Below are 8,770 nucleotides of genomic sequence, written 5' to 3' on the forward strand. Positions count from 1 at the left end.
AACTAGTTACCAAGGGACGAATAAAAAGTCAAGAGGATTCCCTTGATTTTCCAACCAATACGGGAAATTTCACATGAAATTCGACTAGTCAAGGGCCAAACTACAGGGGTCATTCCGGCGTAAGCCGGAATGACCCTTGTTCAAAAGTCTTGGGAGGGGTTTGGGGAACCCTTCTTCAGAAGGGTTCCCCAAGCACCACCCTGAACAGGTACGAAAAGTTTACCCGGCGCGCATCATGACCATACAAAGGAGTGCACCCATGGCGAATACATACGACTTCGACATCGGTATCCTGGGCGCGGGAGCGGCGGGTCTGACGGTGGCGGCCGGCGCAGCCCAATTGGGAGCGAAAACGCTGCTCGTCGAGAAGGAAAAGGAACTCGGAGGCGACTGCCTGCACTATGGATGCGTACCCAGCAAGACACTCATCAAGACCGCTCACGTGTATCACCTGATCAAGAACGCCCACAAGTTCGGACTGCCTCACCTGGAGCTGCCGCCGGTGAACTTCCGCGAGGTGGCCGGCCGCATTCGCGCGGTCATCAAGCGCATTCAGGAGCACGATTCCGAGGAGCGGTTTTGCAAGCTGGGAGTCCGGGTCGAATTCGGAGATTCCTCTTTCAAGGACGAACACACCATCGAGTTGAACGGTAAGCGGTATTCCGCCAGAAACTGGGTGCTGTCCACCGGCTCTTCCCCGGCTGTTCCCCCGTTCTCCGGCCTGGATCGGACACCGTACCTTACCAACCGGGAGATCTTTTCTTTGGACACATTGCCCGCGTCCATGATCGTACTCGGGGCCGGTCCCATCGCCGCGGAAATGGCTCAGGCCTTCTGCCGCCTGGGCACGCAAGTGCACGTGGTACAGCGAAGCGGACAAATTCTGAGCAAGGAAGACAAGGACATGGCCGATCTGGTGATGAACGTGCTGGCGGAGGAAGGCGTGATCTTCCATCTGAACGCCGATGTGGCCCGCATAGCGGATCTCGGTTATGCGCGGGAAGTCGAGATCGAGGGCAAACACGGAAAGAAGGAGACCTTCAGAGCGGAAGCCATCCTGGTGGCCATGGGGAGGCGTCCCAACATAGAAGGCCTGGGTTTGGACACCATTGGTGTCGAATTCGACAAAAAAGGCATTAAAGTGGACAACCGGTTGCGAACTTCTCAGAAACACATCTACGCGGCCGGCGACGTAACGGGAGAGTACCAGTTTACCCATGCGGCCGGCTACGAGGGCGGAATCATTGTGACCAACGCCGTCTTTCATTTGCCCAGGAAAACGGATTATACGTTTCTGCCCTGGTGCACCTACACCAGTCCCGAGCTGGCGAGCATCGGGATGAACGAAGAGGCCGCCCAAAAGGCCGGCATCGAGTATTCCGTGTACACGGAAGCATTCCGGGACAACGACCGGAGCCTGGCGGAAGGCTCGGACATTGGAAAAGCGAAATTGCTGCTGGACTCGAGTGAAAAGCCCATCGGCGTGCAGCTTATGGGACTGCACGCGGGTGAACTCGTCAGCGAATGGGTGGCCGTGACGAACGGGAAGACCAAGCTTTCCACCCTGGCCGGGGCCGTTCATCCTTACCCGACTCTGGGAGAGATCAACAAGCGGCTCGCGGCCAATTATTTTTCCGGCAAGATCTTTTCGGACAAGGTAAAAAAGGCCCTCAAGTTCCTGTTTCATTTTAAAGGACGGGCCTGCGGCGCGGTCCGTCCGTAAGGGTTCGGGAAGAACTCCCGGATCTGATTGCTCCTTGATTTGTCGAAGACACTACATTATGGTTTGATTCGATTTTGGTGATACCCCGGTTCACTACGAGCCCCGGATAGACGGGAACAACGATGGATGATGCTCTCAGACGGATCGTGGTGGGTATTTCCGGCGCCAGCGGGGTGGTCTACGGTCTCGAGTTGCTCAAGACGCTGAAACAGCTCGAATATGAAACACATCTGATCGTGACCGAAGCGGCCCACCGGAACTTCCTTCTGGAAACCAAGGTTTCCCTCGAGGAGGTCGAATCCTACGCCGACGTTGTACACCGGAACAACGACCTGGCTGCAGCCGTATCCAGCGGCTCGTTTCTCACCATGGGCATGGTGGTGATTCCCTGCAGTATCAAGACTCTTTCCGCCATTGCGCATTCGTACAGCGAATACCTCATCGTGCGTGCGGCGGACGTCACCCTGAAAGAGCGCCGTCCCCTGGTGCTGGTGGTGCGTGAGACCCCTCTCCACCAGGGCCATCTCGAACTCATGCTCGGGGCCGCCCGCAACGGCGCGACCATCCTCCCGCCCGTACCCGCTTTCTATCACCAACCCCGAACCATCGACGACATCATCCGGCAGACCATTGGTAAGGTGTTGGATTGTTTTCGGATACCACATCAATTGTTTCAACGGTGGGGCGAGGACTAATCGCTGATTGTCATTTGCGAGGGCGCCGGCGCATTAGAAGCGAATGCGCGGGTATGTCCGCAAAGCGATATGGAGGCCGGGAGATGAGAAGAACGTGTTGGATGAAGAGGTTTAGGCCGGCCCTATTTCTGGCGATTTCCCTGGCGATTTTTGCCGGGTCCGCAACGGCCGACGGTCCGGCCAAGTATGTGATCCTGCTGATCGGCGACGGCATGGGATGGTGGCAAGCGGACGCCGCGGAGCGTTACCTGAACGGCGGTCCCCTGGCCATGAAAGGCCTCGAACACTTCGGGTACATGACGACTTACATGCGAAATCCGACTGACCCGAAAGGTCCCCTTTCCGGTGAGTACTGGGAGGACGGGAGCGTCGTGGGAAGCTACGACCCGGCTCGGGGCGGATACACGCCCTGGGAAAAGAACCCCGTGCCCGCGTATGTGCAGCAGGGTGCCACGGATTCCGCCGCCGCGGCCGGCGCCATGCTCGACGGCCACAAATGTGCAAAGTATACCCTGAATGTGAAAGCCAAGGCGGAAGGGTACGATGCGGGCAAACCGTGGGAGGTAAAATTCCTGAACACCATCGTGGACTATGCAGTCGCTGCGGGAAAAGGAACGGGCGCCGTCACGTCCGTGAATTTCTATCACTCTACACCCGCGGCCTCGGTGGTCAAGTCCCCCTATAGAAAAAACCACAGCGAGAAGATCCGGCAGATGATGGATTCCAAACTGGACGTCATCATGGGCGCCGGTCATCCGTACTACGACGATAACGGCCGGAGCGTGACTCCGGATTGGTCCAAATCGGAATGGTCCATGAACCGGGGCCCCTACCTTGAAAACGGGGACGGCGAGGCTCTGTTTAACGCGGCCGTGGCCGGTTACGGAGGCAGGACCTTCATCGAGACCAAGGCCGACTTCGAGGCCTTGGCGCATGGCGCGCACCCCGGCGGCGCGCCGCATCGGGTTATGGGTGTGGCTCAGGTCGCCGCAACGCTCCAGTTCAATCGGGGCGGCTCGAGTTACGGTTCCGCTTCCACTCCGGACACCCTGCCCGCCCTGGACGGGGCTTTAGTGCCCAACGCGCCCAGCCTCGAGACCATGACCAAGGGCGCGCTCAAGGTCCTCGAAAAGAACCCCAACGGTTTCTGGCTCATGGTGGAAGGCGGCGCCATTGACTGGGCCGGACACGCGGGCAATCTCAAACGCAACATCGAAGAAATCATCGATTTCGACCATTCGGTCCGGGCGGTCCTCGACTGGGTGCATGATCCGTCCAACGGCAGCAACTGGACCAACACCCTGGTCATCGTTACAGCGGATCACGAAACCGGACAGCTTCAGCCCGTGGGCAATGTGTATGGAAACGACGTTTTGGCCCATGAATGTTGGGGTGTGAATTGCGAAGGATGGGCTAGGCACACCAACCAGCTTGTCCCCATCTGGGCCCAGGGACTCTGCGCCAAAAGCCTGGCCGCCCGAAGAACAGGCGATTACCGCGACAACACGGATATCTTCAAGGTCATGTACGAAGCCGTTACCGGCAAAGCCGTGGACAACGCCTCCTACCTGGACGGCTGCCTCGAGATCCCCATGCCGGATTTCAAATACGGCTCCGGGCAGTCCGTTTCGGATTTCGAGGCAGGCTTGAATCTCAGCTCGGCCTCCCCGGATTACCGATTCCCGGTCATGGAGGCCGACACGTTGTATGAGTTGTATTAGAGGAAAAGAAAAAGAAACGTGTCTATCGGATCGCTGAGGGAAACTTTAAAAATCCCGCCGGAGGCGGGACTCAGACTTCCTTCAAACGTTTTGTACAGGCCGCACCGCCGTTGGCGGAGCGGCTGAATTGTAGGGAGAACCTGTTGATAAGGATTCTCCCATTCAATCCGGTCCCTACCGGACGGCCGGATGAATTTGACCGCGGATTTCTCCCCCGAGATGATCTTCCGTGTGTACGTTAAAGTACAGCTCTCCCCTGTAAAATCTGGCCAAGTCCAACTCTGAGAATAAGGACCCTTCCGGAACGGTAAACATCGAGTCGCTGCCTTCAAGCGGCACGATAATCGGGCCGTTTACATCCGGCGCGCCTCTATGAATATGGGCGGCCGTGATGCCCTGAAGACCTTGCACGCTGACGTAACCGCTAACTTCTCGTGTTTTGAAGTTCACGCTCATTACTCCGAGAGCGCTGCCCATGCTGGTAACCGGCGGATTTTCCTGATCGCCGGTGAGAGACGCCACGCCCCAGTCGATCAAATCAGGACTGATCTGCCCGCGGATTTCACCGCCGGGATTGGTCTCCGTGTGCACGTTGACATACAATCCGCCGCTCAAGAAGCTCTGGAACTGCTCCTCCGTGAGAAACGTATCCGGCGGAACCACTCTGATGTCGCCGTCTCCAGTGAGCGGAATAATGATCGGGCCGTTCACCCCGACCGCACCCTCGTGGATATGGGCAACCGTGACGTCGGAAAGACCTCGGATCAGCACCGTTCCTTCAATCGCTCTGGTCTGGGTGTTCACAACCATAACGCCCATGGCGGCGCCTTCCGTCAAAACAGGCGGGTTTTCCTCTCCGCCGTTTAACGCAGTCCTCGTGGTAATCGTAAGGTCACCCTCGGCCGTCAGCAGCTGGAATGTGCTCTGTTCCAGGTCCAGCGTCATGGTGACGTTGTTGAACGCAATCGATTTTTCTACGGTGACTCTGGGCAAGCTCAATACGCCGTTGGAATAGTCCGGATCTTCCGCGGACGCCGGAACGCCCGAAACGAGCAACGCGATTATCATTATGAAGAGGCCCATCCTCTCGAAACGATTTCTTGTTTCCATATGATCGCCTCCTTAGCATTTCTATTCTCTTTAGGTCTCCCCGAAGGGAATCAGACCGAATAATTCGACTTCTTAAGCGAAATCCCCCGACCATCGTTGGAATTTCGCCCTTATATGCCGTATAAGTAAACAGTACTTAGTCAAAAACAAGGGGCCGGACGAACCTTTCTTGAACAACCGGGATCGGACCCGAGGTGCAGGAAAAGAACGAATCGAGGGGAGGGCAGGGGCTTATGGCAGTTGTCTACGGGGGAGAAATTCATAGGCGGCGCCGCTCAGCCGTGGAAAGGGCGACGGGGTTGATTGTGTGCATTTCTATTCTTCAACGGACAATGCATTATCCGAAGCGATCTGTCTGTACGCGCCGACGGCTAGGCAGAACGCCGATCACCCATGGGCTCAGGTTTCTGTCCCCCTCGGTTGGGGGATCATAGCCCAGGCAAAACAGGGCGTTGCGGTTTCCCCCAGTGGTTTCGGCAGTCGTTCGACAAACCGGATTCTGTCGGTATCGTCACGGTAAATGGTACGCCGTTCGATCCCTCGGCAGATGATGTGATGCAACGCTCCCGGCGCATCCATGCGTGCTTTTCGCGGCATGAAGTTCTTGAATCGTAGACGATGTAACGGAGAAACGCGCAAATTCAACACCGCCCCTCTTTTCATTTCATATTAAGAGGACAACCTGGCGCTCGCGTATCATCAAAATTTCTCCTTGATATCTTCCAACCCGTACGGACTTGTTTCCTCGGCAATCTCCCGCATGGCCGACTCCAGTGAAAAATCCTCCCAGTTGTAACCCTCACCCCCGCGTTCCTCTTTGAATTTCAGATATTCGATATAATCGAGAACCTCGGCTTGGATCGATTCCGGCATTATCCCTAAATTTTTAACGATCTTTTCTAACGTGCTCATCAGACACTCCTTTTGATTCAAAGGCAGATAATGAACAGTGGGGGTCAGGTCTTGCTCATTGATTCTTTCTTTCCAGTTTAAAAATGGTCTATATGAACGTGGAAAGGGGGACGGGGTTGATTTTGTGCATTTCTAGTCTTCAACGGACAATCCATTATCCGAAGCGATCTGTCTGTACGCGCCGAGGCTAGGCAGACCGCCGAATACCCTGGGCTCAGGTTTCTGTCCCCCTCGGTTGGGGGATCATAGCCCAGGCAAAACAGGGCGTTGCGGTTTTAGCCGGCAGTTTCACCAGGCGATCGACAAACCGGATTCTCCCGGTATCGTCACGGAATATGGTGCGCCGTTCGATCCCTCGGCAGACGATGTGGTGCAACCCTCCCGGCGCATCCATGGGTGCTTTTCGCGGCATGAGGTTCTTGTATCGTAGACGAGGTAACGGAGAAACGCGCAAATTCAACCCCGTCCCTCTTTTTACTCGACCGGTCCTATCCATCGTTTTGCCTGAACGACCGTCTTTTCTCTTCTCTTGCGCAAGATTAGATCGGCTCCAAAGTCGCCTGAACCGGGAGTCAGGGAGTATTCATACCCAAGAGTTTGCATCTTTACTGCAATCCATTGCTCAAACTCCTCTCCCGACATGTAGTCCGCTTCCCCTAAACCCGACCTGAGAAGTTTTCGGCGAATGCTATGTCTCGTAATGCTATTTGATATTCCATCTACGATTGGTCCAAGAACCGCAAATACCGCATATACCACAAAACAGCCAATTATGACCGACAGGATTTCTTTGGATTCAGAGACAGCGGCCAAAATTCCGATTATTACAAGCCAACCTAAACACCCGGATTTGCTCCGACGTGCCATGCAACTTGTCCTTTGCCGGAAGGGAGACTGCAGGAACCCCTTAGCCTTCTGCATTGTCTTATGCCTGAGATTTTAGGATAAACTTATCTTTTTCTTCTGCTAACGGGAGGATCGACCCCTTTGACATTTTAAACATAAGGTTTTTATTAAAAAATCCAAGCAAATCAGTGAAGGCTATATTTGAATGATAGAGAAGGATTGCGCTTATCATTGAATAATCGTTATAAGTATATCCATTGGAAAAATTCAATGGATTATCATCGTCTTTTAAAAAAAAGTGAGCAACACGATTTCTATCTTCCTTGAATTTACTCCACAGATCCCCAATTGTGGTCAATCCAACTATAAAAGAATCACGAAAGTTATACGATCTTATCAGGTCTATATTGACAGGTGGATCTTTAGGTAGTTTTTCATTAATACCAAAATGTTGACAAAGGTCTTTCAACCATTTTCTTAGTTTGTTCAGACCTTCATAAAGCCTATATGAACACAAGAATCTATAATAAGGACTGGTTGAAATAATAGCCTCTCTCAACACAGCTTCATACATTGAAAAAGCTGGATACTGATGCATACCGCCTAACGGACCGATAGTTAATTCGGACATAAACGGATATATCAATTGATGAGCTAATGGATCATTGTCACCTTTGACATAAAGATCAATTCTCATTATCAAGAGAGGTAGCCATTTCACACCCTGAAGATTATCAAGTAACTGGTTTAATGCAGTTCTCGCTAGTGGAAAAGTGGTGCTCGGAAGTCTGTCTTGAATTTGAACCTCTATATATTGAAGATAACCTTCATCGTCAGATACTAAATCATAGAAAGCAACATTCCGACCTCCGTGATGCAAATATATACTAATCGGACCTTTATTCATTCTTATGAGATGGTAAGGTGGCCTGGTAATGATGTCGGGAATACCGCCACACAGCGGTATATGATCTGATAATATGGCTCTCGCCAAAAATATTCTGTCATTCTTGTTTCTTTCTATTTCAGCCATTCTCTCAGATTGGGACTTGGTTACGGCCACACATAATCCTCCTGCCAATGGCTGCTTTGGATACGGGATGTAGTATTCTTCATTCAATAATTCCCCTCCTATTGCTAATTTGCAACAAGGTCACAAACTAAACTAACTAGTGTCTGTCCATGAAGCTAACTTATTATTATAAAAAGAAGATCGCGCAGATTAGGGTGGAAATTTCTTGCCTTGCATGGTATCGAAAAGGTGGCAACCAGCTGATATCATTGCACTAACAAGAAAGAGGCCACGCCCAACATGCGCGATGAAAGACAAAAACAAATGCTGCTGTCGCCCCCTTTCCGCCAGGTGAAAAGGGGGACGAGGTTGATTTTGTGCATTTCTATTCTTCAACGGACAACCCATTATCCGAAACAATCTGTCTCCCTCTGCTGACAGCCCGGCTGACCGCCGACCGGCTTATCTCGAGTTTCTCTACAACCTCCGCCGCGGGTATGGCCAATTCGTAAACAGCCCGGTAGCTCAATACACTTCGGGCGGCCACCCGAGTCGGGTGTTTCTGTGATGCAATACCCCCGCGGCGCATCAATGTGCGCTTTTCGCGGCATGAGGTTTCTATGTCATAGACGACGAAACAAAGAAACGCGCAAATTCAACACCGTGTCCCTTTTCACGGGGGTGTTGCGCAGAAGGTTGATGTCCTTGGTGGACACTGTTTTCAATGCGCCGACCAAACGTCCGATGGATT

Annotated in this window: 8 protein-coding genes; 3 read left to right on the top strand and 5 right to left on the bottom strand. The window is 53.0% G+C overall.

Features of this window, described 5'->3' with window-relative positions:
* Positions 1-259: 259 nt before the first annotated feature.
* The 3 genes from HY788_24205 (at position 260) to HY788_24215 (ending at position 4,139) form a co-directional block, all read left to right on the top strand.
* Complete coding sequence (locus tag HY788_24205; protein MBI4777248.1) at positions 260-1,723, top strand: FAD-dependent oxidoreductase; 1,464 nt, start codon at positions 260-262, stop codon at positions 1,721-1,723.
* 122 nt (positions 1,724-1,845) lie between these two features.
* The gene (locus tag HY788_24210) at positions 1,846-2,418 is read left to right on the top strand and encodes a UbiX family flavin prenyltransferase (protein ID MBI4777249.1); all 573 of its coding nucleotides are present in this window, start codon (positions 1,846-1,848) and stop codon (positions 2,416-2,418) included.
* Between the two features lie 101 nt (positions 2,419-2,519).
* Positions 2,520-4,139: an alkaline phosphatase gene (locus HY788_24215; GenBank protein ID MBI4777250.1), complete on the top strand. Its 1,620-nt coding sequence runs from the start codon at positions 2,520-2,522 to the stop codon at positions 4,137-4,139.
* Between the two features lie 174 nt (positions 4,140-4,313).
* Here the strand turns inward: HY788_24215 and HY788_24220 are convergent, their stop codons facing one another.
* The 5 genes from HY788_24220 to HY788_24240 form a co-directional block, all read right to left on the bottom strand.
* Positions 4,314-5,249, bottom strand: a complete 936-nt coding sequence (locus HY788_24220) for a CHRD domain-containing protein (GenBank protein ID MBI4777251.1) — start codon at positions 5,247-5,249, stop codon at positions 4,314-4,316.
* Between the two features lie 699 nt (positions 5,250-5,948).
* Positions 5,949-6,161 carry a hypothetical protein gene (locus tag HY788_24225; protein ID MBI4777252.1) on the bottom strand — a complete coding sequence of 71 codons (213 nt, stop codon included), beginning with the start codon at positions 6,159-6,161 and terminating at the stop codon, positions 5,949-5,951.
* Between the two features lie 214 nt (positions 6,162-6,375).
* Positions 6,376-6,573, bottom strand: coding sequence for a hypothetical protein (locus tag HY788_24230; GenBank protein ID MBI4777253.1), 198 nt, complete (start codon positions 6,571-6,573; stop codon positions 6,376-6,378).
* 62 nt (positions 6,574-6,635) lie between these two features.
* Positions 6,636-7,028 (bottom strand): restriction endonuclease, encoded by a 393-nt coding sequence (locus tag HY788_24235; GenBank protein ID MBI4777254.1) that lies wholly within the window; start codon positions 7,026-7,028, stop codon positions 6,636-6,638.
* Positions 7,029-7,086: 58 nt separating this feature from the next.
* Positions 7,087-8,127 (bottom strand): hypothetical protein, encoded by a 1,041-nt coding sequence (locus tag HY788_24240; protein ID MBI4777255.1) that lies wholly within the window; start codon positions 8,125-8,127, stop codon positions 7,087-7,089.
* Positions 8,128-8,770 lie beyond the last annotated feature (643 nt).

This window comes from Deltaproteobacteria bacterium, from assembly GCA_016208165.1.
In the GTDB taxonomy this organism is placed as follows: domain Bacteria; phylum Desulfobacterota; class Desulfarculia; order JACQYL01; family JACQYL01; genus JACQYL01.